General features: G+C 72.1%; 22 protein-coding genes. 10 read left to right on the plus strand and 12 right to left on the minus strand.

The window, feature by feature from the left end; translation table 11 throughout:
- The first annotated feature begins 325 nt into the window (after positions 1 to 325).
- On the plus strand, positions 326 to 1,678 hold the full coding sequence (locus ACFVS8_RS08305; RefSeq protein WP_387060154.1) for a hypothetical protein: 1,353 nt from the start codon (positions 326 to 328) through the stop codon (positions 1,676 to 1,678).
- Positions 1,675 to 1,983 (plus strand): GNAT family N-acetyltransferase, encoded by a 309-nt coding sequence (locus ACFVS8_RS08310; RefSeq protein WP_387060157.1) that lies wholly within the window; start codon positions 1,675 to 1,677, stop codon positions 1,981 to 1,983. Before ACFVS8_RS08305 ends, ACFVS8_RS08310 begins: the two co-directional genes overlap by 4 nt.
- Before the next feature lie 259 nt (positions 1,984 to 2,242).
- Here ACFVS8_RS08310 and ACFVS8_RS08315 read toward each other — a convergent pair whose 3' ends face one another.
- Entirely contained in the window at positions 2,243 to 2,716 is a 474-nt protein-coding gene (locus ACFVS8_RS08315; protein ID WP_387060160.1) for a MarR family winged helix-turn-helix transcriptional regulator, read from the minus strand.
- 411 nt (positions 2,717 to 3,127) lie between these two features.
- Between ACFVS8_RS08315 and ACFVS8_RS08320 the strand changes: the two genes are divergently transcribed.
- A complete protein-coding gene (locus ACFVS8_RS08320) occupies positions 3,128 to 3,691 on the plus strand; it encodes a dihydrofolate reductase family protein (RefSeq protein WP_387060162.1) in 564 nt (187 codons plus the stop codon).
- A gap of 22 nt (positions 3,692 to 3,713) precedes the next feature.
- On the opposite strand, the gene ACFVS8_RS08325 is transcribed toward ACFVS8_RS08320, so the two are convergent.
- Together ACFVS8_RS08325 and upp are read right to left on the minus strand one after the other, a co-directional pair.
- Positions 3,714 to 4,490 carry a winged helix-turn-helix domain-containing protein gene (locus ACFVS8_RS08325; protein ID WP_387060165.1) on the minus strand — a complete coding sequence of 259 codons (777 nt, stop codon included), beginning with the start codon at positions 4,488 to 4,490 and terminating at the stop codon, positions 3,714 to 3,716.
- A 546-nt stretch (positions 4,491 to 5,036) separates the two neighbouring features.
- The gene (gene upp / locus ACFVS8_RS08330) at positions 5,037 to 5,669 is read right to left on the minus strand and encodes a uracil phosphoribosyltransferase (RefSeq protein WP_387060168.1); all 633 of its coding nucleotides are present in this window, start codon (positions 5,667 to 5,669) and stop codon (positions 5,037 to 5,039) included.
- Positions 5,670 to 5,774: 105 nt separating this feature from the next.
- Between upp and tadA the strand changes: the two genes are divergently transcribed.
- Positions 5,775 to 6,263 (plus strand): tRNA adenosine(34) deaminase TadA, encoded by a 489-nt coding sequence (gene tadA, locus ACFVS8_RS08335; protein WP_387061186.1) that lies wholly within the window; start codon positions 5,775 to 5,777, stop codon positions 6,261 to 6,263.
- A 7-nt stretch (positions 6,264 to 6,270) separates the two neighbouring features.
- On the opposite strand, the gene ACFVS8_RS08340 is transcribed toward tadA, so the two are convergent.
- A complete protein-coding gene (locus ACFVS8_RS08340) occupies positions 6,271 to 7,011 on the minus strand; it encodes a gamma-glutamyl-gamma-aminobutyrate hydrolase family protein (RefSeq protein ID WP_387060170.1) in 741 nt (246 codons plus the stop codon).
- Positions 7,008 to 7,970 carry a cation diffusion facilitator family transporter gene (locus tag ACFVS8_RS08345; protein ID WP_387060173.1) on the minus strand — a complete coding sequence of 321 codons (963 nt, stop codon included), beginning with the start codon at positions 7,968 to 7,970 and terminating at the stop codon, positions 7,008 to 7,010. The genes ACFVS8_RS08340 and ACFVS8_RS08345 overlap by 4 nt, the downstream gene beginning before the upstream one ends.
- Positions 7,971 to 7,992: 22 nt before the next feature.
- On the opposite strand from ACFVS8_RS08345, the gene proC reads away from it, so the two are divergent.
- Genes proC through ACFVS8_RS08360 form a run of 3 tightly spaced genes read left to right on the plus strand, consistent with a single transcriptional unit; the run spans position 7,993 to position 10,860 of the window.
- The gene (gene proC, locus ACFVS8_RS08350; RefSeq protein WP_387060175.1) at positions 7,993 to 8,847 is read left to right on the plus strand and encodes a pyrroline-5-carboxylate reductase; all 855 of its coding nucleotides are present in this window, start codon (positions 7,993 to 7,995) and stop codon (positions 8,845 to 8,847) included.
- 26 nt (positions 8,848 to 8,873) lie between these two features.
- Positions 8,874 to 10,223: a beta-N-acetylhexosaminidase gene (locus ACFVS8_RS08355; protein ID WP_387060178.1), complete on the plus strand. Its 1,350-nt coding sequence runs from the start codon at positions 8,874 to 8,876 to the stop codon at positions 10,221 to 10,223.
- A 25-nt stretch (positions 10,224 to 10,248) separates the two neighbouring features.
- The gene (locus tag ACFVS8_RS08360; RefSeq protein ID WP_387060181.1) at positions 10,249 to 10,860 is read left to right on the plus strand and encodes a DUF402 domain-containing protein; all 612 of its coding nucleotides are present in this window, start codon (positions 10,249 to 10,251) and stop codon (positions 10,858 to 10,860) included.
- Here the strand turns inward: ACFVS8_RS08360 and ACFVS8_RS08365 are convergent.
- From ACFVS8_RS08365 to ACFVS8_RS08390, 6 genes are all read right to left on the minus strand, one after another.
- Positions 10,842 to 11,525 (minus strand): response regulator, encoded by a 684-nt coding sequence (locus ACFVS8_RS08365; RefSeq protein ID WP_387060184.1) that lies wholly within the window; start codon positions 11,523 to 11,525, stop codon positions 10,842 to 10,844. The two genes, ACFVS8_RS08360 and ACFVS8_RS08365, sit on opposite strands and share 19 nt — an antisense overlap.
- Complete coding sequence (locus ACFVS8_RS08370) at positions 11,522 to 14,083, minus strand: DUF4118 domain-containing protein (protein WP_387060187.1); 2,562 nt, start codon at positions 14,081 to 14,083, stop codon at positions 11,522 to 11,524. Before ACFVS8_RS08370 ends, ACFVS8_RS08365 begins: the two co-directional genes overlap by 4 nt.
- 135 nt (positions 14,084 to 14,218) lie before the next feature.
- Entirely contained in the window at positions 14,219 to 14,824 is a 606-nt protein-coding gene (kdpC, locus tag ACFVS8_RS08375; protein ID WP_387060190.1) for a potassium-transporting ATPase subunit KdpC, read from the minus strand.
- A gap of 22 nt (positions 14,825 to 14,846) precedes the next feature.
- A complete protein-coding gene (gene kdpB / locus ACFVS8_RS08380; protein WP_387060193.1) occupies positions 14,847 to 17,039 on the minus strand; it encodes a potassium-transporting ATPase subunit KdpB in 2,193 nt (730 codons plus the stop codon).
- A 1-nt stretch (position 17,040) separates the two neighbouring features.
- A complete protein-coding gene (gene kdpA / locus ACFVS8_RS08385) occupies positions 17,041 to 18,723 on the minus strand; it encodes a potassium-transporting ATPase subunit KdpA (RefSeq protein WP_387060196.1) in 1,683 nt (560 codons plus the stop codon).
- A complete protein-coding gene (locus tag ACFVS8_RS08390; RefSeq protein ID WP_387060198.1) occupies positions 18,723 to 18,812 on the minus strand; it encodes a potassium-transporting ATPase subunit F in 90 nt (29 codons plus the stop codon). The genes kdpA and ACFVS8_RS08390 overlap by 1 nt, the downstream gene beginning before the upstream one ends.
- Before the next feature lie 401 nt (positions 18,813 to 19,213).
- On the opposite strand from ACFVS8_RS08390, the gene ACFVS8_RS08395 reads away from it, so the two are divergent.
- The 3 genes from ACFVS8_RS08395 to ACFVS8_RS08405 are packed head-to-tail and all read left to right on the plus strand — an operon-like array spanning position 19,214 to position 21,311.
- The gene (locus ACFVS8_RS08395; RefSeq protein ID WP_387060201.1) at positions 19,214 to 19,621 is read left to right on the plus strand and encodes a YciI family protein; all 408 of its coding nucleotides are present in this window, start codon (positions 19,214 to 19,216) and stop codon (positions 19,619 to 19,621) included.
- Positions 19,618 to 20,025, plus strand: coding sequence for a YciI family protein (locus tag ACFVS8_RS08400; protein ID WP_387060203.1), 408 nt, complete (start codon positions 19,618 to 19,620; stop codon positions 20,023 to 20,025). The genes ACFVS8_RS08395 and ACFVS8_RS08400 overlap by 4 nt, the downstream gene beginning before the upstream one ends.
- The gene (locus ACFVS8_RS08405; protein WP_387060205.1) at positions 20,022 to 21,311 is read left to right on the plus strand and encodes a DUF6596 domain-containing protein; all 1,290 of its coding nucleotides are present in this window, start codon (positions 20,022 to 20,024) and stop codon (positions 21,309 to 21,311) included. Before ACFVS8_RS08400 ends, ACFVS8_RS08405 begins: the two co-directional genes overlap by 4 nt.
- 50 nt (positions 21,312 to 21,361) lie before the next feature.
- On the opposite strand, the gene rlmC is transcribed toward ACFVS8_RS08405, so the two are convergent.
- Positions 21,362 to 22,513: a 23S rRNA (uracil(747)-C(5))-methyltransferase RlmC gene (gene rlmC / locus ACFVS8_RS08410; RefSeq protein ID WP_387061189.1), complete on the minus strand. Its 1,152-nt coding sequence runs from the start codon at positions 22,511 to 22,513 to the stop codon at positions 21,362 to 21,364.
- Positions 22,514 to 22,569 lie beyond the last annotated feature (56 nt).

A 22,569-nucleotide genomic window follows, 5' to 3' on the forward strand; every position in this document is an offset into this window, starting at 1 on the left:
AGTCGTCGCGTGACGCCGCACGACGTCATGCGACGTCGCACGCCCCTCTGCAGGCCGGTTTCGGGCCCGGAATCCGGGCGTTCCGGCACGAGGCCCGGCATCGAGCGCAATACGGCGTCATGATCGCCTGGGCCCCGGCCGGCCGGGAGTTCCGGTGCGCCCGGGCCAACGGGGGTGAGCGGGAGGACAGCCGGAGGGGAGTCTCCGCATGCTGTGGATCGACTGTGCGTCGCCCCGATCGCGCCTGATCGGTATTGGTTGTGCCGGTTTGCCCGGTTACGCTCAGGGGCACATTGTGATGGACGCCGACCGCGAAGGCTCGATCATGACCACACGCCTCCAGGGGGACGATCGGGTGGCGTCAGGCGCGACGACCACCGACTTCGTGCTGCCCGCCGAGCCGCAGCCGGTCGACTCGCAGGGCCGCGAGGCGCACCGGGCGGCTGCGGCCCGCCGCCGTGAGGCCCGACGCCGTCTCGCGGAGCTCCGCGACCACGCCACGGCGGCCGTCATGCGCCGCGTGCTCACGACGCTGGTGTCGCTGTTCCTCGGCGTCGCCGTGTTCCAGCTGGTCGCACCGAAGTTCGACCAGCACATCGACGCAGCCTGGCACGACCGTCACGCCGGCGCGATCCTCGTCGGCGCCTGCGCGGCGCTCGCGGTGTTCGTGGCATTGACGATCGCCTCGGCCTCGGCGGCGGGCATCGAGCTGCTGCATCGGCTCGGCGTGCGCTCGACGCCCGAGAACCGGGCGGTGCTGGCCGCCGGGTCGTGGTTCGGGGCGGCCGCCCTCGGCGTGCACTTCTCGGCCGCGGCGTTCTCGCCGGTGCCGGGCGGGCAGTGGGTGGTGGCGGTGGTGCTCGGCGGCGGGCTCGCGCTCGCCGTCTTCTGCCTGCACCGGGTGGCCGTGCACGATCACGCGTACCGCACGTTCAACCTCGCGGCGATGACGCTCGCGGCCGGGGCGATCGCGAGCATGAGCCTCACGGGCACGGGGCCGTGGTGGGCGCTGAACTTCAGCACGCTCGGCACCACCGACGACGCGGCGGCCTTCTCGTTCAACGCCGGGGCGGTGCTCTCGGGCCTCGCGATGGTGCTGCTGGCCCGAACGCTCACCAACGGGCTCGCCGCGCCGCGCTTCGGGGCCTCCCAGGCCGGCATCCGCATGCTGCGGATCTGCATCGTGCTGCTCGGGCTCTGCCTCGCGGGCGTGGGGCTCGTGCCCATCGACACCGCGACCGACGTGCACAACGCCTTCGCGCTCGGCGCCGCCGTGTGCTTCGCGGTGCCCGCGATCTGCCTCCGGCTGCTCGTGCGCGGGGCGCCGCGGCAGCTCATCGTGCTCTCGATCGTCTTCGTGGCCGTCGAGGTCGTCGCGATGGTGCTCTACGACGGTCTGCACGTCTTCAGCCTCACGGTCTTCGAGATCGTCGCGTTCTCGCTCATCTTCATCTGGCTCATCGCCCTCACCGTCATGTCGCGCGAGCCCGGCGCCATCAAGGCGAAGGCGACGGATGCCGCAGACGCGACGCTCGCCGCCCTGCACGCCGCGCAGCATCGGGTCGCCCGCGGGGCGAAGGTGCTGCGCGTGGAGCTTCCGGCGATACTGGCGGAGGAACGGCCGCCGGACGGCACCGAACTGGAACACAGGCGCAATGCGAGGAGGATCCCGAGTTGACCGAAGCCGAGACCCGCGATGAGCTCATCGAGATCGAGCGGCAGGACGCCGCCCGCCGGTACGTGATCACCGTCGACGGGGTGCAGGCGGGCATCGCGGTGTACGTGGAGTCCCCGACGGCCGTCACGTTCACGCACACGGTCGTGGACCCGGCGTTCGGAGGCCGGGGCATCGGGAGCCGCCTGGCGAAGTTCGCGCTCGACGACACGGTCGCACGGGGGCTGCGGATCGTGCCGCGCTGCCCGTTCATCGCCGAGTACGTGCGCCTGCACCCCGGGTACGAGGCATCCGTCGACCGGCCCTGACCCCGGTCGAGGGGGTTGACCCTCTTACGGGGCACTGTGCGCGCGAGGCGACGGGGATACCATTCCAGCAGACCAGAGTCGGCCCGAACCGACCGGTCCGCTTGAGCGGGTCGGGGATCACAGGACATGACCCGTTCCCTCTGGAATGCCTCGCCGAGCTCAGTTCGGGTCGCTCGGCAGGGGGAGGCCTCCAGAGAGGCCGCAGTGGGGCGGGAGGTAGGGTTCCCGCCCCACTGTCATGTGCGGATGCGGGCCCGGTTCAGTTCGCGGCGTCGGCGGGTTCGCCGACGAGCGGGTCGGCGATGGCGAGGCGCATGCGTCGGCAGAGGTCGGCGAGCTCGACGAGTTCACCGTCGTCGAGTTCGGCGCCCACGTTGCGTTCGATCGCGACGACGTGCTGCAGGGCGACTCCGCGATAGAGCCGGAAGCCCTCGTCGGTCATCGCGACGATGGTGCCACGACCGTCGTCGGGATCGGGCGTCTTGGTGACGAGCCCGCGGGCCGCGAGGCGATCGAGCATCCGGCTCACGCTCGGCTGGCTGATGAGCACCGATCGATTCAGGTCCTTCAGACGCAGGCGCCGGCCGGGCGACCGCGAGATGTTGAAGAGCACGTCGTACTCGTTGAGCGAGATGAGCTCGCTCGGGAACGTGTCGGCCAGCGCGCGCATGACGGTGACCTGTGCGCGGAAGAGCGACTCCCACGCCGCGACGGCGATCGCTCGATCGGTCACGCGACTCCTTCGGCTCGGTGTTCTGGTGGAGTTCCGAGCGATCCACGCGCCGCGACGGTGCGAGCGGGTGTGCCGGGGATTCGGAGACTCTGCATCCACAATAGGCAAACTCGTGCCTGAATTGGGTCGGCCGGAAATGGATGAGGGCCGGACGTAGAGGCTGACGTCCGACCCTCACCCTTGCACCAAGAGTGTCCTGCAATCACATTCCACACCGACCGCCACAGCAAACAGTCGGTGCACAACCGAATATATAACGGATAGGTAACGGGCGCTAGTTATCAATCTGTGATTTTCTGGCGAGGTTTCCCTGACCCTCCCGAGAGACCCCGATCGGCGCCTCCGATGCCGGTCCTGCGGGTTGCCGCCGCCGCTGGATGGGGCGAGGATCGGCCTTCGGAGGGGGTTCACATGGGCAGGCTCGTCTACACCGCGATCACGTCGCTCGATGGATACGTGGCCGATGCCGAGGGCGGCTTCGACTGGGCGATGCCGAGCGAGCAGGTGCACGCGGCCGTCAACGCGCAGGAACGACAGGTCGGCACGATGCTCCTCGGCCGACGGATGTACGAGGTGCTCGCCGCCTGGGAGGACATGCCGGTCGACGGTGCGCCGGAGGTGATCCGCGAGTACGCGGAGATCTGGCGCGAGACCGACAAGGTCGTCACCTCCTCGACGCTCGAGCGCGTGCGCACGGCGAGGACCCGTCTCGTGCGGTCGTTCGATGCCGAGGCGGTTCGCGAGCTCGTCGTCGCGTCGCCGACGGATGTCTCGATCGGAGGCCCGACGCTCGCGGCGCACGCCCTGCGCGCCGGTCTCGTCGACGAGTACCGCCAGTACGTCTCCCCGGTCGTGGTCGGCGGGGGGATTCCGGCACTGCCGCCCGGCATCCGACTCGACTTCGAACTCATCGATGAACGGCGGTTCGCGAACGGGGTCGTGTACAGCGGCTACCGCGCGCGACGCCCGTGGTGACGGACCGCAGCCGCGGGATCGCTCAGTACAGGTCGGGCGACGGCGTCGAGGCCTGACGGATCGACACGTCGGCGTGACGGTCGAACCGGTAGCCGACGCCGCGCACGGTGCGCACGATGTCCTGGTAGTGCGCGAGCTTGGAGCGCAGTCGGCGCACGTGCACGTCGATGGTGCGCTCGCTCGGCACCTCCTCCTCGCCGGCCCAGAGGTTGTCGATGAGCTCGTGCCGGTCGATGGTGCGACCCTCGCGGAGCACGAGGAACTGCAGCAGCTCGAACTCCTTGTAGGTGAGCCCGGCGGGCTCGCCGTCGAGGAGCACGCGCTTGCGCGAGATGTCGATGATGACGCCGTTGGGGTGGCGGTCGGCGTCGGCGCGGGTCTCGCCGGCGTCACGCTGCTTCGCGAGCGCGGCCGGGTCTTGGAGGGCGAGGCGCACCACGTCGACGTCGCGTCCGCCGGCGCCGGCCGGGGCGAGGGCGACGGCCGCGTAGGTCTCGGCGGAGGGGGCGATCTCGCCGGTCAGCGCACGGAGCGCCTCGACGATGCGGTGCAGCGTGGTGCCGTCGGCGTCGGCCTTCGACTCGTCGATTCCGACGTAGAGCACGAAGCCGCGGGCCTCGGTGCCTTCGGGCACGGCGCGGACGCGCGGCGCCCGGTCGGCGAGCGGGGCGGCGGGGGCTGCCGACTGGGCGGCCGCCTGGAGCGGGGCCGCGCTGCGGATGGCCGAGCCGCTGATGCGGGGGGCCTCGGTGCGGAGGGCGGCGGGAGCGGTGCGAACGGGAGCGAGAGCGAGAGACATGATGGATTCCTTGCGCGAAGAAGGTGCAGCGAACACCCCGGTCGACGGGGTGGAGCGATGGCCGGAGGGCCGGAGTGCGAACCCGGGTGAACGGGGTTCGAGGAGTCGCGGCCGATCGAGGATGTGATCGGCTCTGCGGACTCGGCGGTCAGGTCGCGGTCAGCGGCACATTCGACAACACATGGACGCGCGCACCGACATCATCATGCCGGTCGTCCTGAGAGCCTCGGGGGCGGTCAGGGTGCGTGCGGTGTCAGTCATGAGCGATAGTCAATCCGACGTCTCCGGATGTGTCAATCCGTGACGGTCGCATGACGCATCGTGACGGCGCAGACGGTGCAGGACGCGCCGCGGCATCCGGCAGGATCAGCCGAGCCGCTTCGAACTCAGGAAGAACCTGCGAAAACCGGTCGTCGAAAAAAATGATCTGCGACGGAATCTGAGCATGGGCCATTCTGGCCGAAGATCCTTCGGAACTTCGCTCGGAGGTCGCGCAGCATAGCGCTTCGCTCGTCGACCCGTGCGGCGGGTCGACGAGCGGGCGGGTCAGACCGTGCCGTAGAGACGGTCGCCCGCGTCGCCGAGGCCGGGCACGATGTAGCCGTGCTCATTGAGCCGCTCGTCGAGGGCGCCGAGCACGATGGTCACGTCGTGGCCCTCGAGCTCCTGCTCGATGAACGCCAGGCCCTCGGGCGCCGCGAGGATGCAGATCGCCGTGACATCCGTCGCCCCGCGCTTCAGCAGGAACTCGATGGCGGCCGCGAGCGAACCGCCCGTCGCGAGCATCGGGTCGAGCACGAAGCACTGGCGGCCCGAGAGGTCGTCGGGCAGGCGCTCGGCGTAGGTCGTGGGCTCGAGCGTCTCCTCGTTGCGGGCCATGCCGAGGAACCCGACCTCGGCGGTCGGCACGAGCGTCGTCATGCCCTCGAGCATGCCGAGGCCGGCGCGCAGGATCGGCACGATGAGCGGCCGCGGCTCGGCGATGCGCACGCCCGTCGTCGGCGACACCGGCGTCTGGATCTCGACCGGTTCGACGCGCACCCCGCGGGTGCCCTCGTAGGCGAGGAGCGTCATGAGCTCCGAGACGAGCGCGCGGAACACCGGCGACGGCGTGTTCACGTCGCGGAGCACCGTCAGCTTGTGCGTGATGAGCGGGTGGTCTGCAACGTGGACTCGCATAGGCTCGATTCTATTCGGCGGGGGTCCGCCCCGGCCAAGCACGGGTCGCCCGATCGAGACGGATGCGGGCGGGCAACCGACGAGACGTGGAGCCGCGAGGTGACGATGGAGCAGCCGATGCACCGCGAGTGGATGCGGGCCGCGCTCGCCGAGGCGGCGTTCGCGCCCGAATCGGGCGACGTGCCCGTCGGCGCCATCGTGGTCGACGCCGCCGGACGGGTCATCTCGGCGAGGCACAACGAGCGCGAGCTCACGGGAGACCCGACTGCGCACGCCGAGGTGCTCGCCCTGCGCGACGCCGCCGCGGTGCACGGGGAATGGCGGCTCGAGGGCTGCACGCTCGTCGTCACGCTCGAGCCGTGCGTCATGTGCGCCGGTGCGATCCTCGCCGCGCGCGTGCCCGTCGTCGTCTTCGGCGCCTGGGACGACAAGGCGGGCGCCGCCGGATCGCTCTACGACGTGTTGCGCGACCGGCGCCTCAACCACCGCGTCGAGGTGTACGCGGGCGTCGAGGCGGACGCCGCGGCGTCGCAGCTGCTCGACTTCTTCGGCGGCACGGAGCACCGCCCGCCTGCCGGCGCGCCGCTCGAGTAGACGGACGTCAGGCGGCGTCGGCCACGCGGGCCTCGAGCCCGTCGAGGTACTCGCCGAGGAGCGCGGCCGAGGCGGCCTCGGCCGGGGCGCCGAACGACTCGCGTTCGGCGCGCAGGCGCTCGCTCGAGAGGCCGTATCCGGGCAGCTCGTCGCCCCAGGCGGCCAGCCAGTCCTCGTGGATCTCGGTCGTGACCTCGGGGTGGAACTGCACGGCGAGCAGCCAGTCGCCGCGGCGGTAGGCCTGGTTCTCGTACTGGGGCGAGCCCGCGAGCCGCTCGACGCCCTCGGGCAGGTCGAACGTGTCGCCGTGCCACTGCACGGTCGGAACCCCGGCGAAGTGCCGCACGGGCGAGTCGACGCCGGCCTCGGTCGGGGAGACCTCGAGCCAGCCCACCTCCTTGCGCTCGCCGCGGTACACGCGGGCGCCGAGCGCCGACGCGAGCAGCTGGGCGCCGAGGCACACCCCGAACACGGGCGCCTCGGCGGCGATGCGGGCCCGCAGCAGTCCGAGCTCGTCGGCGAGGTACGGGTAGCGGTCGGTCTCGTATGCGCCCTCCTCGCCGCCCAGCACGACGACGAGGTCGGCCGCGAGCGGGTCGAGCGCGGCGACGTCCGTCACGGGGGCGTCGACCGTCGACACGTCGTAGCCGTGCGCCTCGAGCGTGGGGCCGAGGTTGCCGAGGCCGATCGAGGAGTCGTGGCGGAGCACGAGTGCGGTGCGACGGGCGGGCGCCGTGGCATCCGTCATTCGAGGCCCTTGATGACGATCGCGTCGGTGGGCGGTGCGACGAGGTTGGGGTCGACGTAGACGTCGGGCTCGATGTAGATGACCCGCGCCGCGGGCACGGCCGCGCGGATGCGCTGCTCGACGACGTTCGTCGCCGCCGCGACCTCGAGCAGCGGCTGGTCGGCCGCGAAGCCCAGCTTGGCGGCGACGAGCAGCTCGTCGGGGCCGAGGTAGAGGGTCTTCATGTGGATGATGCGCTCGATCTCGGGGCCGGCCGTGATGGCCTGCTCGATCTTCGCGACGTCGTCGTCGCCCGCGCCCTCGCCGACCAGCAGCGACTTCGTCTCGATGCCGAGGATGATCGCGACGAGCACGAGCAGCGTGCCGATCATGAGCGTGCCGATGGCGTCGAAGACCGGATTGCCGGTGATGACCGTGAGGCCGACGCCGAACAGCGCGAACACGAGGCCGAGCAGGGCCGCGACGTCTTCGAGCAGCACGACGGGCAGCTCGGGCGCCTTGGCGCGCCGCACGAACTGCACCCAGCTCTGCTTGCCGCGCAGCGGGTTCGACTCCTTCACGGCGGTGCGCAGTGAGAACGACTCGAGCACGATGGCGATGGCCAGCACGAGCAGCGGCAGCCACGCGTTCGTGAGCTCGTGGGGGTGCGTGAGCTTCTCGACGCCCTCGTAGATCGAGAACACGCCGCCGACCGAGAAGAGGATGATCGAGACGACGAAGGCGTAGACGTAGCGCTCGCGGCCGAAGCCGAAGGGGTGCTCCTTGTCGGCCGCCTTCTTGGCCTTGCGCCCGCCCAGCATGAGCAGCAGCTGGTTGCCCGAGTCGGCGACCGAGTGGATGCCCTCGGCGAGCATCGAGGCCGAGCCCGAGAAGGCCCATGCGATGAACTTGGTGATGGCGATGCCGAGGTTCGCGAGGAATGCCGCGACGATCGCCTTGCTGCCGCCTGATGCGCTCATGCGCCAATCCTAGGATGGTCGGATGAGCGCCGCAGACGAGCCCGTGACCCTCCCGACCATCGCCTTCCTGGGGGCGGGTTCCATGGCCCGCGCGATCCTGACCGGGCTGCTCCAGCCGGGCATCGAGGTCGCCGGGGGCATCCGCGCGACGAACCGATCGGCGGCGAACGCGGCGGCGCTGGCCGAGCTCGACGGAGTGACCTCCTTCGCGACCGAGACGGATGCCGCGGCCAACCGCACGGCCGTCGCCGGCGCGAAGATCGTGGTCGTCGCCGTGAAGCCAGCGATGGTGCCAGACCTGCTGCGCGAGATCGGCGACGCGCTCGAGCCCGACGCCGTGGTGGTCTCGGTCGCCGCGGGCGTGACGGTGGCGACGTTCGAGTCGCTGCTGCCCGAGTCGGTCGCCGTGGTCCGTTCGATGCCGAACACGCCCGCTGTCGTCGGCCGGGCGGTCACGGGCGTCTCGGCGGGCACCCGCTCCTCCGAGGCCGACCTCGCGCTCGCCGTGACGATGTTCGAGACCGTCGGCGACGTGATCGTCGTGCCAGAGGAGCAGATCGATGCGCTCTCGACGATCTCGGGCTCCGGGCCCGCATACGTCTTCTACCTCATCGAGCAACTCTCCGCGGCGGCGGTCGCCAAGGGCTTCACGCCCGAGCAGGCCTCGCTCATGGTGCAGGGCACGTTCCGCGGGGCGAGCGAGCTGCTCGCCGCCTCCGACGCCGACCCGGCCGAGTTGCGTCGCCGCGTCACGAGCCCGAAGGGCACCACCGAGCGCGCCGTCGCCGTGCTCGAGGGTGCCGGGCTCGAGGCGCTCTTCACCGAGGCGACGGATGCCGCGCTCGCGCGCGCCCGCGAGCTGGCGGCCGGAGCGTGAGCGGGGCCGCGTCCGTGCCTGAGCCCGTGTCTGTGCCGCTCGCACCGCTCGACCTCGCCGGCCAGCCGCGGTTCGCGTGGCGCGGTGTCATGCTCGACGTCGCGCGCCGGTTCCGGCCGATCGCCGAGCTGCGGCGCTTCGTCGACCTGCTCGCCGCCCACGGGCTCAACGTGCTGCAACTGCACCTCACCGACGACCAGGGCTGGCGCTTCGAGGTGCGGGCGTATCCGCTCCTCACCGAGGTCGGGGGCCGGCGCTCCGCGTCGCAGCTCGGCCACGGGCCGGCCTCGACGCTCGACGGCGTGCCGCACGAGGGGTCGTACTCGCAGGCCGAGCTGCGCGAGCTCGTCGCGTACGCGGCCGCCCGCGGCATCCGCATCGTCCCCGAGATCGACGTGCCGGGTCACGCGCAGTCGATCCTCGCGGCCTACCCGGAGTTCGGGGTCGGCGGGGCCGACGCCGTGCGGGCGCGCGTCGCCGAGCCGTGGACGCGCTTCGGCATCAGCGACGAGGTGCTGAACGTCGAGGAGCCGACGATCGACTTCGTGTGCACCGTCTTCGACGAGCTGTGCGACGTGTTCGACTCCGACGTCGTGGGCTTCGGCGGCGACGAGGCGCAGAAGCGCCGGTGGCGCGACGACCCGCGCACGCAGGAGCTCATGGCCGAGCGAGGGCTCGCCTCCGCGGAGGAGCTGCAGGCCTGGTTCCTCGGGCGGATCGCGGGGCATCTCGCCGAGCGCGGGCGTCGGGTCATCGGCTGGGACGAGATGCTCGAGGGAGCGGATGCCGCGGACGCGGCAGGTTCGGACGGCGCCCCGTCCGGCGCACCGGCTGTGCCGTCGCTGCCCGCCGACGCCGTCGTCGCGTCGTGGCGCGGGCCGGTGGGTGCCGAGCTCGGCGCCCGCCTCGGCCACGACGTCGTGCTGTGCCCCGACCTCTGGACCTACTTCGACTATCGGCAGTCGGATTCCGCCGACGAGCCGATCCCGGTCGGCACTGTGCTCTCGCTCGACGACGTCGCGACGTTCGACCCGGTGCCGGCGTCGGCACCGGAGTGGTTCGCGGAGCGCGTCGTCGGCGTGCAGGCCAACGTCTGGACCGAGCACCTCGACACGCAGGCACGCCTCGACTACGCGGTGTTCCCGCGCCTCGGCGCGTTCGCCGAGGTCGCCTGGAACGGCGGACCGCTCGACCCCGACGGGTTCGCGGCGCGGGTTCCCGGGTACCTCGCCTGGCTCGACGAGCAGGGCGTCGACTACCGGCCGCTCGACGGGCCGCGGCCTGACCAGCAGCGCCCGGGCGTGCCCGGGGTGCCGCGCTCGCGCGAGGAGCGCCTCGCCGAACTCGCGCGGCTGACGGCGACGCTCGCGCGCTGAGGCCCGGCGAGCGTACGGTGACGACGTGACGACCATCGAGCCTCCCAGCGGCAGCCGGCCCGCCCGGCCGTCACTCCGCTCGCCACTTCCCGGGACGCCCGTGCGCGTGCGGGCGAAGAAATGGGGCGGCCGCCCGCACTGGGAGTTCGACGGACTCTGGCTCGGCGCCGACGAGCACGGCGACTGGGTCGGGTTTCCGCCGGGAACCTCGTTCGCCCGGCCCGGCAACGCCTTCGACTCGAGCTGGCCGTCGATCTCGCTCTTCCCGGAGAAGGGATGGGTCGCCGTGTTCCATACGCGTCACCCCCGCGGGCTCGGCACCTACGTCGACCTCGCCACACAGCCCGAGTGGCGCACTGATGCGATGGGCGCGACGGTCTCGTACGTCGACCTCGACCTCGACGTGGTGGAGCGCGAGGGCGCCGCGGCCTTCATCGACGACGAAGACGAGTTCGCCGAGCACTCCGTGCGGTTCGGGTACCCCGCCGAGCTCGTCGAGCGCGTGCGAGCCGACGCCGACGCCGTGCTCGCCGCGGTGCTGCGGCACGAACCGCCCTTCGACGGGGCGACGGCCGCGACCTGGTTCGCACGCCTCGCCGCGCTCGACGTGCCGCCCGCTCAGGGCTCGAAGCGGTAGCCCATGCCCGGCTCGTTCAGGAAATGGCGCGGCTCCGACGGCACGGGCTCGAGCTTGCGACGCAGCTGCGCCACGTACAGCCGCAGGTAGCCGGCGTCGTTCGCGTGGTACGGCCCCCACACCTCGCCGAGCAGCATCTGCCGGGTGAGCAGCTTGCCCGGGTTCTTGAGGAACAGCTCGAGCAGGCGCCACTCCGTCGGCGTCAGGCGAACGGATGCCGCGGGGTCGGCGTCGTCGCGGATCGTCTTCGCCGCGAGGTCGACGGTGAGGTCGCCGATGCGGACCGCCGCGGCATCCGTCGTCTCGCCGGAGACGGTGCGGGCGCGGGCGCGGATGCGCGCGAGGAGCTCGTCCATCGCGAAGGGCTTCGTGACGTAGTCGTCGGCGCCCGCGTCGAGCGCCTCGACCTTCTCGGCGGAGTCGGTGCGGCCCGACAGCACGAGGATCGGCACCTTCGACCAGGCGCGCACGGCGCGGATGACGTCGAGCCCCTCGACGCGGGGCATGCCGAGGTCGAGCAGGATCAGGTCGGGGTGCGCGTTCGCGGCGAGGTCGATGGCCTCGGCGCCGTCGTGGGCGGCGACGATCTCGTACCCGCGGGCGGCGAGCGTGATGCGCAGGGCGCGTTGCAGCTGGTCGTCGTCGTCGGCGAGGAGGATCTTCACGGGGTCTCATTCGTGGCGTCGGGGTCGGCGTCGGCCGTGGCCGGGGCGGATGCCGCGTCGGCGGCGGTGTCCGGCGGCGTCGCCGCGTCGGCGACGGGCAGCGTCACGACCATGGTCAGGCCGCCGCCCGGGGTGTCCTCGACCTCGAGGCGGCCGCGCATGCCCTCGGCGAAGCCCTTCGAGAGCGCGAGCCCGAGGCCGAGTCCGGTGTCGTTGTCGGTGTCGCCCAGTCGCTGGAAGGGCGAGAAGATCTCGTCGCGGCGCTCGACCGGGACTCCGGGGCCGCGGTCGACGACGCGCAGCTCGGAGCCCCCGCGGAACGAGCTCGACGCGACCCGCACGCGCTCGCCCGACGGGCTGTGCCGCACGGCGTTCGCGAGCAGGTTCACGACCACGCGCTGCAGCAGCACGGCGTCGGCCTGCACCGGCAGCGTGTCGTCGGTGAGGTCGAGCTCGACGTCGGCCGGGCCGAGGCCGAGCTCGTCGAGCGCGGCGAACACGACGTCGGCGAGGTGCGTCGGCGCGAGCGAGACCCCGAGGGCGCCGGCCTGCACGCGGCTGACGTCGAGCAGGTCGGTGACGAGCGCCGCCAGCGAGTCGAGGCTCTCGGCCGCGGTGTCGAGCAGCTCGGCGCGCTCGGCGGCCTCGAGCGGCAGGTCGGGCGTGCGCAGCGCGCTCACGGCGGCCGACGCCGAGGTGAGCGGCCTCCGCAGGTCGTGCCCGACGGCCGCGAGCAGCGCCGAGCGCACGCGGTCGGTCTCGGCCAGCACGTCGGCCGTCGACGCGGCACGGGCGAGCGCGCCGTGCTCGAGCGCCTGCTCGATCTGGGTCGCGACCACCCGCAGCAGTCGACGCTCCGACGCCTCGAGATCGCCGCCGTGCAGTTCGAGCACGGCGCCGCCCGAGAGCGGGATGTTCGTGACCCGGTCGTCGCGCGCCGGTTCGCCGTCGGCGACGCGCGACGTGCCGTCGACGACGAGGCGCACGCCGGTGAGGCCGAACGCCTCCCGCGTGCGGGTGACCATGGCCTGCAGGGCGTCCTCGCCGCGCAGCACACTGCCCGCCATGCCCGCGAGCAGCTGCGACTCGGCGGCCGCTCGGCGCGCCTCGCGCGTGCGCTTGGCGGCCTGGTCGACGACGTAGCTCACGAGCACCGCGTTCGCGACGTAGAACACGAGCGCGAGGAACTGCCGCGGGTCGGCGATCGTGAGCGTGTGCACCGGGGCGACGAACAGGTAGTTGAGCGTCAGGCCCGAGAGCACGGCGGCGAACAGCGCCGGCCAGATGCCGCCCACGAGCGCGACGACGATGACGAGCAGCTGGTACGCCAGCACGTCGCTCGTGATCGAGGACTCGGTGTGGAACGACACGAGCAGCCAGCTGAGCAGCGGGCCTGCGACGAGTGCGATCGCGGCGCCCGCGATGAGCCGACGGCGTCCGAGCGATCCGCGCACGTTCGGCAGCGAGAAGCGGGATCCGGCCGATGCGTGCGTCACGATGTGCACGTCGATGTCGCCGGATTCGCGGATGACGGTCGCGCCGATGCCGGGCCCGGTGAGCGCCGCGGTCAGCCTCGAGCGGCGGCTGACGCCGATCACGAGCTGCGTGGCATCCGAGGCCTTCGCGAAGTCGACGAGCGCGCGGGGCACGTCTTCGCCGACGACCTGGTGGAAGGTGCCGCCCAACTGCTCGGCGAGCGTGCGCTGGGCGTCGAGGGTGCCCGGATGCCGCGGCCGCATGCCGTCGGGGTTCGTCACGTGCACGGCGATGAGCTCGCCGCCCGACGACCTCGCGGCGATGCGTGCGCCGCGGCGGAGCAGCGTCTCGCCCTCCGGCCCGCCGGTCAGCGCCACGACCACGCGCTCGCGCGCCTCCCACGTGCGCTCGATGCCGTGCTCGGCCCGGTACGCCTTGAGCGCCTGGTCGACCTCGTCGGCGAGCCAGAGCAGCGCCAGCTCGCGGAGCGCGGTGAGGTTTCCGAGGCGGAAGTAGTTCGACAACGCGGCGTCGATGCGCTCGGCGGGGTACACGAACCCGCTCGCAAGCCGGTCGCGGAGCGCCTGAGGGGCGAGGTCGACGACCTCGATCTGGTCCGCCGCGCGCAGTACCGAGTCGGGGATCGTCTCGCGCTGCGGCACGCCCGTGATGCGCTGCACGACGTCGGCGAGCGACTCGATGTGCTGGGCGTTCACCGTCGAGATGACGTCGATGCCGTGCGAGAGCAGCTCCTCGACGTCCTGCCATCGCTTCGGATGCCGCGAACCCGGCGCGTTCGTGTGCGCGAGCTCGTCGACGAGCGCGACCTCCGGCGCCCGCTCGATGACCGCGTCGAGGTCCATCTCGTCGAGGGCGAGCCCCCGGTGCGTGCTCGCGGCGCGGGGCACGAGCTCGAGGCCGTCGACCATGGCCGCGGTCGCGGCACGGCCGTGCGTCTCGACGAGGGCGAGCACGACGTCGCGCCCGTCGGCCGCGAGCCGGCGGCCCTCCTCGAGCATCGTGTACGTCTTGCCGACGCCGGGTGCGGCGCCGAGCAGCACCCGCAGTCGTCCGCGTTTCATGTCGTCAGTCTCCCATCACGCTCCCGTCGACACGGGAGGAGCCGCCCGGATGCATGGGGCATCCGGGCGGCCCGGTTCCGATCGGGTCGGCGGCGGTCGCCCGGTGGGTGGGCACGGGCCGCCGCCCCGATCAGGTCAGAGGCGCTCGAGCGCCAGGTTGAGCTCGAGCACGTTCACGATCGGGTCGCCCAGGTAGCCGAGGTCACGGGCCTGCGTGTGCGCCTCGACGAGCGAGCGCACCTCGGCCTCCGGCAGGTTGCGGGCGGCGGCGACCCTGGCGACCTGCTGCATCGCGTACTCGGGGCTGATGTGCGGGTCGAGGCCCGAGCTCGACGCGGTGACCGCGTCGGCCGGGATCTCCGACTCGTCGACGCCGTCGGACTCGGCGATCTGCGCCTTGCGGTCGGTGATCGCCGCGATGAGGTCGGCGTTCTCGGGCCCGTAGTTCGAACCACTCGACGCGCCGCCGTCGTAGCCGTCGCCCGCGGCGCTCGGCCGGGACTGGAACCATTCGGGCAGCGGCGCGCCCTCGGCATCCGTGAACGACTGCCCGATGAGCGATGAGCCGACGGCCTCGCCCGAGTCGTCGCGGATGACCGAGCCGTTCGCCTGGGCCGGCAGGGCGAGCTGGCCGATTGCGGTGACGGCGAGCGTGTATCCGACGCCGAGCACGACCGTGAAGACGAGCATCGCCCGGACCGCGACCCAGTGGGTGCGGGCGGTGTTGCGTGTGGTGGACATGGTGATTCTCTCCTAGGACGGCTCAGAAGCCGGGGATGAGGCGCACGACGAGGTCGATGAGCCAGATGCCGATGAACGGGGCGACGATGCCGCCGAGCCCGTAGACGAGCAGGTTGCGGTTGAGGATCTGCGATGCGCCGAGCGGGCGGTACTTGACACCGCGCAGCGCCAGCGGGATCAGCACGACGATGATGATCGCGTTGAAGATGATCGCCGAGAGCACCGCCGACGAGGGCGAGTGCAGCTGCATGACGTTCAGCACCGCGAGCCCGGGGAACACGCCCGCGAACATCGCCGGGATGATCGCGAAGTACTTCGCGATGTCGTTCGCGATCGAGAACGTCGTCAGCGCGCCGCGCGTGATGAGCAGCTGCTTGCCGATGCGCACGATGTCGATGAGCTTCGTCGGGTCGGAGTCGAGGTCGACCATGTTGCCGGCCTCCTTCGCCGCCGACGTGCCCGTGTTCATCGCGACGCCGACGTCGGCCTGCGCGAGCGCGGGGGCGTCGTTCGTGCCGTCGCCGGTCATGGCGACGAGGTTGCCGCCCTCCTGCTCGCGGCGGATCAGCGCGAGCTTCTGCTCGGGCGTCGCCTCGGCGAGGTAGTCGTCGACCCCGGCCTCCTTCGCGATCGCCGCGGCCGTGAGCGGGTTGTCGCCCGTGATCATGACCGTGCGGATGCCCATCGCGCGCAGCTCGGCGAAGCGCTCGACGAGGCCCTCCTTCACGACGTCCTTCAGGTGCACGACGCCGAGCACGGATGCCGCGCCGTCGGCCGAACGCCGTGCGACCACGAGCGGCGTGCCGCCGCCCTGCGCGATGGCGTCGACCTTGCGGTCGAGCTCGGCGTGCTGGCGCTCGGGGATCGGGGTGGATGCCTCCACCCACGCGACGACCGCCGAGGCCGCGCCCTTGCGCAGGACCGACCCGTCGGGCAGGTCGAGCCCCGACATGCGGGTCTGCGCCGCGAACGGCACGACCACGGCGTCGGCGACCGGGGAGACCGACAGGCCGCGCGCGACCGCGAGGTCGACGATCGACGCGCCCTCGGGGGTCGGGTCGGCGAGCGAGCCGAGGGCGGCTGCCGTGCCCAGTTCGGCCTCGCCGACGCCGTCGAGCGACACGAAGTCGGTCGCGCGGCGGTTGCCGTACGTGATGGTGCCGGTCTTGTCGAGCAGGAGCGTCGTGACGTCGCCGGCGGCCTCGACCGCGCGGCCCGACATGGCGAGCACGTTGCGCTGCACCAGGCGGTCCATGCCGGCGATGCCGATGGCCGAGAGCAGGGCGCCGATCGTCGTCGGGATGAGGCACACGAGCAGGGCGACGAGCACCGGCACCGAGGCGGGCGCGGCCGCGTACGAGGCGATCGGGTTGATCGTGAGCGCCACGACCACGAACACGATCGACAGGCTCGCGAGCAGGATGTTCAGGGCGATCTCGTTGGGCGTCTTCTGGCGCGCCGCGCCCTCCACGAGCGCGATCATGCGGTCGACGAACGTCTCGCCCGGCTTCGACGTGATGCGAACGACGATGCGGTCGCTGAGCACGCGCGTGCCGCCCGTGACGGCCGAGCGGTCGCCGCCCGACTCGCGCACCACCGGGGCGGACTCGCCCGTCATGGCCGACTCGTCGACCGAGGCGATGCCGTGCACGATGTCGCCGTCTCCCGGGATGATCTCGCCCGCGACGACGACCACGAGGTCGCCGATGCGCAGGTCGCCCGAGGAGACGTCGCGGGTCGGGGTGCGCTCGGCCGCGGCATCCGCCACCTCGTCGTAGCCGGTCACGACGTGCGCGACCGTCGACGAACGGGTGGCCCGCAGCGATTCGGCCTGGGCTTTGCCGCGGCCCTCGGCGACCGACTCCGCGAGGTTCGCGAAGATCACGGTGAGCCACAGCCAGACGGCGATCGCCCACGTAAAGGTCGCCGGCACGGCCGTGCCGCCCGACTCGCCCGCGCCGCCGAGGAACGGCTCGGCGATCGCGAGCGCCGTGGTGAGCACGGCGCCGATCTCGACGATGAACATGACCGGGTTGTGCCACATGAGCCGCGGGTCGAGCTTGCGCAATGCGCCCGGGACGGCGGCCGCGAGACGGCGCGGCGTGAACGTGCCGCCCCCGCGGCGGCCCGGACCGGACTGCTCCGGATGCCGGGGCGCGGCGCCCGAGGCATCCGATCCGCTGTGCGCGGAGGTGTCGGTGGTGATGGTGGACATGTCAGATCAGCCCTTCGGCGAGCGGGCCCAGCGTGAGCGCCGGGAAGTAGGTGAGCGCGGTCACGATGACCGTCACCCCGATGAGGAGGCCGACGAACTGCGGCCGGTGGGTGGGCAGCGTGCCCGCGGTGGCGGGGACCTTGCCCTGCGCGGCGAGCGAGCCGGCGAGGGCGAGCACGAGCACGATCGGCACGAAGCGGCCGAGCAGCATCGCGACGCCGAGCGCCGTGTTCAGCCACGGGGTGTTCGCGGTGAGACCGGCGAACGCCGAGCCGTTGTTGTTCGCGGCGCTCGTGAAGGCGTAGAGCACCTCGCTCATGCCGTGCACGCCGGGGTTCCAGATCGACGTCGACTCGACGTCGTCGCGCACGCCGGGGATCGCGAAGCTCAGGGCGGTGCCCGCGAGCACGAGGGTCGGCGTCACGAGGATGTACAGGCTCGCGAGCTTGATCTCGCGCGGGCCGATCTTCTTGCCCAGGTACTCGGGGGTGCGGCCCACGAGCAGGCCCGCGATGAACACCGCGATGACCGCGAGCACGAGCATGCCGTAGAGGCCCGAGCCGACGCCGCCGGGGGCGACCTCGCCGAGCATCATGTTGAGCATCGGCATCATGCCGCCGAGGGCCGTGTACGAGTCGTGCATCGAGTTGACCGCGCCGGTCGAGGTGAGCGTCGACGTCGAGCCGAACAGCGTGCTGCCCAGGATGCCGAAGCGCACCTCCTTGCCCTCCATGGCGCCGCCGGCGAGCTGCGGGGCGGTGCCTCCGGCGTTCAGCTCGAGCGCCGAGAGTGCGACGAGCGAGGCCGTGAAGATCGTCGCCATGACGGCGAGGATCGCGAGGCCCTGCTTCGGGCTGCCGACCATGCGGCCGAACGTGCGCGGCAGCGAGAACGGGATGACGAGCATGAGCACGATCTCGAACAGGCTCGTCCACGCCGTGGGGTTCTCGAACGGGTGCGAGGAGTTCGCGTTGAAGAACCCGCCGCCGTTGGTGCCGAGCTCCTTGATGGCCTCCTGGCTCGCGACCGGGCCGCCGGGCAGCGTCTGCGTGCCGCCGGTGATCGTCGCGACCTCGGTGAAGCCGTTGAAGTTCTGCACGACGCCGCCGATGAGCAGCACGATCGCCGAGACGAACGCGAGCGGCAGCAGCAGGCGCAGGCAGCCGCGCACGAGGTCGACCCAGAAGTTGCCGATCGTCGATTCGCCGCGCCGCGCGAAGCCGCGCACCAGGGCGATGGCGACGGCGATCCCGACCGCGGCGGAGACGAAGTTCTGCACCGCGAGGCCGGCGAGCTGCACCGTGTAGCCGAGCGTGAGCTCGGGGGAGTACGACTGCCAGTTCGTGTTCGTCACGAACGACGCGGCCGTGTTGAACGACAGGCCCTCGGGCACGGCCGGCAGGCCCAGCGAGTACGGCAGCACGGCCTGCGTGCGCTGGAGCACGTAGACGAACAGCACGCCGACGATCGAGAACGCGAGCACGCTGCGCGCGTAGACCTGCCAGCTCTGCTCGACGCGCGGTGCGACGCCGACGAGGCGGTAGAAGCCGCGCTCGACCTTGAGGTCGCGGTCGGAGGTGTAGATGCGCGCCATGTAGTCGCCGACGGGGCGGTAGGCGAGCGCGAGGATCAGCGCGACGGTCGCGGCCTGGAGCACGCCGAACCAGACGTCCACGGCGGCCATCAGAGCTTCTCGGGCTTGATCAGGGCGTACACGAGGTACGCGATGGCGGCGACGCCGAGGGCGGCGGCGATGAGGTCGAAGACGATCACAGCTTCTCGACCCCCTTCGCGATGAGGCCGATGACGACGAACACCGCGACGGTCGCGGCGACGTAGATCAGGTCGAGCACGGGGACTCCAAGGATGCAGGGCCGCCGACCGAACGCGGTGGGCGGGCAGTCGGTCAGTGACTGCGACTCCGATGCAACACCTCTGCCGGGTGCGCGAGGCCGATCCTCACGGTTCCCTAACGGGTCGGCCGCGGCATCCGTACGGGTCGCATACCGACCCGCGCGAACGTCGCGCCGAACAGCCCCGCACCGAACAGGCCCTCACTGAACTCGCCACGGACGATTTCGCCCGGTGTGTCGATTTCGAGGGGTCGACCCCGTCACCATGGTGTGACGAACGTCGTCACGGGCCCCGGATGGGGCAGGAGCTGAGGAGACGCCATGACTGACACGTACGTCTATCTGATCCACGAACCCGACTGGGACTCCGACGCGTTCCTCACGGGCGCCGACGGCGACGCCCACGCCGGTGCCGTTCCGGGTGGGGAACCGCAGAACAACTTCCCCGAGCACAAGGCGTTCCAGGACGCCGTGGCACGCCTCGGCGCCCGCATCGTCGGCGCGGCCGCGCTGCAGAACGCCCGCCACGGAGGGCAGGTCACCCCGGGTGCCGGAGACCGTGCGCACGAGGACGCCGTGTACTCCGACGGGCCCTACCCGGACACGAGCGAGGTCGTCTCGGGGTTCTACATGGTCGAGACCGACGACGAGGAGACCGCGCGCCGGATCGCCGCGCTCGTTCCCACCGGCGGGCACATCGAGTGGCGCAAGGTGTTCCCGATCTCATGACCGATGACACGGGGACGCCCGCGATGGACACCTACCTGTACCTCATCACCGAGGCCGACTGGGACTCCGATGCCTACGCGGGCGAGGGCGGTCCGGGCGGCAGGCTCGAGACCGACTTCCCGTCGCACGCGCTCTTCGCCGAGGCGGTGGCGAGGCTCGGCGCTCGCATCGTCGGCGGCGAGGCCCTGCAGAGCGCGCGGTACGGCGGTCGGGTGAGGCCCGGCCGCGGAGCGGACCCGGAAGAGGGCGCGGTCTATACCGACGGCCCGTTCCCGGACACCACCGAGGTCGTGTCGGGGTTCTACCTCATCGAGGCTGACGACGAGGCGGTCGCCAGGCGCATCGCGGCACTCGTGCCATGCACGGGGTACGTGGAGTGGCGCAAGGTGTTCCCGCTCTCGTGAACGATTCGATCGCGGGGCTGGGCGAGGACTTCGTTGAAGCCTGGCCCCGCATCGTGCGCGCCCTCGCCGCCTACACGGGCAGCCTCGACGATGCGCAGGAGTACGCCGCCGAGGCGGTGGCGAGAGCCGTCGCGCAGGCTGGCGGCGACGGGCCGCCGCTCGGCTCGCTCGCCGCATGGTGCACGACGGTCGGCAAGCGCGCCTGGATCGACGACCGGCGACGGGCCGCGACCGAGCAGCGGAATGCGCACGCCCTCGCGGCCGACCGCTCGACGTCGACCGGGGAGCCCCATGCACTCACCGAGGCATCCGCGACAGGGGCTCAGGTCGGCGACGGCCTCGACGACCGGGTCGCACTGCTCTTCGTGGCCTGCGACCCCGCCCTCACCGAGCAGGCGCGGCTCGTCCTCGCCTTGCGGGTTGTCTGCGGGCTCGACGTAGCGCGCATCGCGGCGCACCTCGGCATCCAGCAGTCGAGCGCAGCGGCGCGTCTCACGCGAGCCAAGCACGCGCTCGCGAAAGCGCGCGGGCGCTTCCGGGTGCCCGATGCGCCCGAGCGCTTGGTGCGACTGCCGGTCGTGCTCGCGAGCGTCGCGGGCATGTTCACGGTCGCGCACCGCGACGTCCTCGACCCGCACGACCCGCTCGACGACCTGGGCAGGCAGGCGCTGTCGATCGCCGATGCGCTCGTCGCCGAGTACCCCGACGACTCCGAGGTGCGCGGGCTCAGGGCGGTGATCCGGTTGGGCCTCGCACGGCGGCCAGGTCGCCTCGATGCCGAGGGCATCGCGGTGCCGCTCGACGAGGCCGACCGCGGCCGGTGGGACCGCCGCTTGATCGAGGCCGGGCTCGCGGATGCCGCGGCCGCCGCCGACCGGGGCGACGGCCGGTTCGTGCTCGAGGCCGCGATCGCGGGCCTGCACACCTCGGCGCCGAGCTTCGCCGCGACCGACTGGACCCGCATCATCGGGTTCTACCGGGCGCTCGAACGCGTGTGGGGGTCGCCCTCGGTGACCGCGGGCCGGCTCGCCGCCGAACTGCACCGGAGCCTCCTCGCGCCCGCTTCCGGTGAGCGCACCGCCACGCTCCGGGCGATCGAGACCGAACTGCGCGAGCTCGCTGCCGGCCCGGCGCCGTATGCCGCGCTCGACGCCCGGTTCGCGCTCGCCGACCTCGCGTGGCGCACGGGTCGCCGCGAGCAGGCCGCCGACGAGTACGCGCGGCTCGCCGAGCTCGTGCCGACCGAGCCGGTGCGCCGGTTCTGCCTGGGGCGCGCCGGGGCCTGACGGCCCGGTCGACGCCGGCCCGGCCGGCGGTCCGACGACTCGGCGACGCGTCAGACTTCGGCGCGCCGCTCCAGCAGCGTCATGACCTCGAAGTGCGGCGTCTGCGGGAACATGTCGAACACGCGAGCGCGCACCGGCCGGTACGACGGCATGGCCCCGAGGTCCTTCGCGAGCGAGGTCGCGTTGCAGCTCGAGTAGAGCACATGGCGAATGTCGGATGCCTCGAGCCACGCGCTGAGCTCCGCGCCGATGCCGCGGCGCGGCGGGTTCACGACCACGAGGTCGGGCGCCTCCGCCGCCGGGGCGTCGAGCGCGAAGCGCGTGGCATCCCCGGCCTCGAAGCGCACCCGGTGGAGCGCGGCATCCGTTCGGCTGAGCTCGGCGCTCGCGACCGCCTCGACGCTCGTCTCGATGCCCGTGACGGCGGGACCGGCGTCGGGGTCGTCGCCCGCGAGGTGCAGCGCGAAGCCGCCCACGCCCGAGTAGAGGTCCCACGCGGAGGCCGGGGCGAGGTCGGTGATCCAGTCGCGCGCCTCGGCGTAGAGCGCCGCCGCGATGGCCGTGTTCGTCTGGAAGAAGCTCTGCGGGCGCAGGTGCATCGTCACGTCGTTCAGCCGCATCGACAGCGTCTGCGCCTCGGTCAGCACGATCTCGTGCTCGCCCTCGAGCACGGCCTTGTGCTCGGGCAGCACGTTCACGCTCACGACGCGCGTGTTCGGCAGCTCGGCCAGCAGCGTCGGCAGGTGCTTGCGGATGCGGGCGACGGGCTCGGTCGAGCGCAGCACGAACCGCACCATGAGCTCGCCGTCGGGCGACTCGGTGACGATGAGGTGCTTCAGCTCGCCCGTGCGCCTCGGCACGTCGTACGGCGTGAGGCGCGCGAGCGTGATGAACCTCGCGATCGGCCCGAACGCCGCGCGGTGCCCGGGCGAGCAGATTCCGCACGCCTGCAGGTCGACGCCGTGGCCGTCGGCGTCGAGGATGCCGATGGTCGGCGCATCGACCGTGCCGCCGACGACCATCTTCGCCTTGTTGCGGTAGTCGCGCTCGCCGCTCGCGACGGGCGGATGCCACGTGCCGACGCCGAACGGCGCGAGCAGCTGCTCGGCCTTCGCCTGCTTCGCCGCGACCTGCGACGGGTACGTCTCGCCCATGAGCGAGCACGAGAGGCATCGCCCGGCGTCGAAGTACGCGCAGTCCACCATGCAAGGCTACGCACTGCCCGCTGATCGTTCGCCCGGGGCCTCCGCTCGCCGGT

The sequence above is a fragment of the Agromyces sp. NPDC058110 genome, assembly GCF_042884735.1.
Lineage (GTDB): Bacteria > Actinomycetota > Actinomycetes > Actinomycetales > Microbacteriaceae > Agromyces.

Coding starts and splice junctions, on each gene's coding strand:
- ACFVS8_RS08400 (WP_387060203.1), top strand. CDS start 19,618: ATGACCGATGACACGGGGACGCCCGCGATGGACACCTACCTGTACCTC.
- ACFVS8_RS08305 (WP_387060154.1), top strand. CDS start 326: ATGACCACACGCCTCCAGGGGGACGATCGGGTGGCGTCAGGCGCGACG.
- proC (WP_387060175.1), top strand. CDS start 7,993: ATGAGCGCCGCAGACGAGCCCGTGACCCTCCCGACCATCGCCTTCCTG.
- ACFVS8_RS08370 (WP_387060187.1), bottom strand. CDS start 14,083: ATGAAACGCGGACGACTGCGGGTGCTGCTCGGCGCCGCACCCGGCGTC.
- ACFVS8_RS08345 (WP_387060173.1), bottom strand. CDS start 7,970: ATGAGCGCATCAGGCGGCAGCAAGGCGATCGTCGCGGCATTCCTCGCG.
- upp (WP_387060168.1), bottom strand. CDS start 5,669: ATGCGAGTCCACGTTGCAGACCACCCGCTCATCACGCACAAGCTGACG.
- ACFVS8_RS08395 (WP_387060201.1), top strand. CDS start 19,214: ATGACTGACACGTACGTCTATCTGATCCACGAACCCGACTGGGACTCC.
- kdpA (WP_387060196.1), bottom strand. CDS start 18,723: ATGGCCGCCGTGGACGTCTGGTTCGGCGTGCTCCAGGCCGCGACCGTC.
- kdpC (WP_387060190.1), bottom strand. CDS start 14,824: ATGTCCACCACACGCAACACCGCCCGCACCCACTGGGTCGCGGTCCGG.
- ACFVS8_RS08320 (WP_387060162.1), top strand. CDS start 3,128: ATGGGCAGGCTCGTCTACACCGCGATCACGTCGCTCGATGGATACGTG.
- ACFVS8_RS08325 (WP_387060165.1), bottom strand. CDS start 4,490: ATGTCTCTCGCTCTCGCTCCCGTTCGCACCGCTCCCGCCGCCCTCCGC.
- kdpB (WP_387060193.1), bottom strand. CDS start 17,039: ATGTCCACCATCACCACCGACACCTCCGCGCACAGCGGATCGGATGCC.
- tadA (WP_387061186.1), top strand. CDS start 5,775: ATGGAGCAGCCGATGCACCGCGAGTGGATGCGGGCCGCGCTCGCCGAG.
- ACFVS8_RS08340 (WP_387060170.1), bottom strand. CDS start 7,011: ATGACGGATGCCACGGCGCCCGCCCGTCGCACCGCACTCGTGCTCCGC.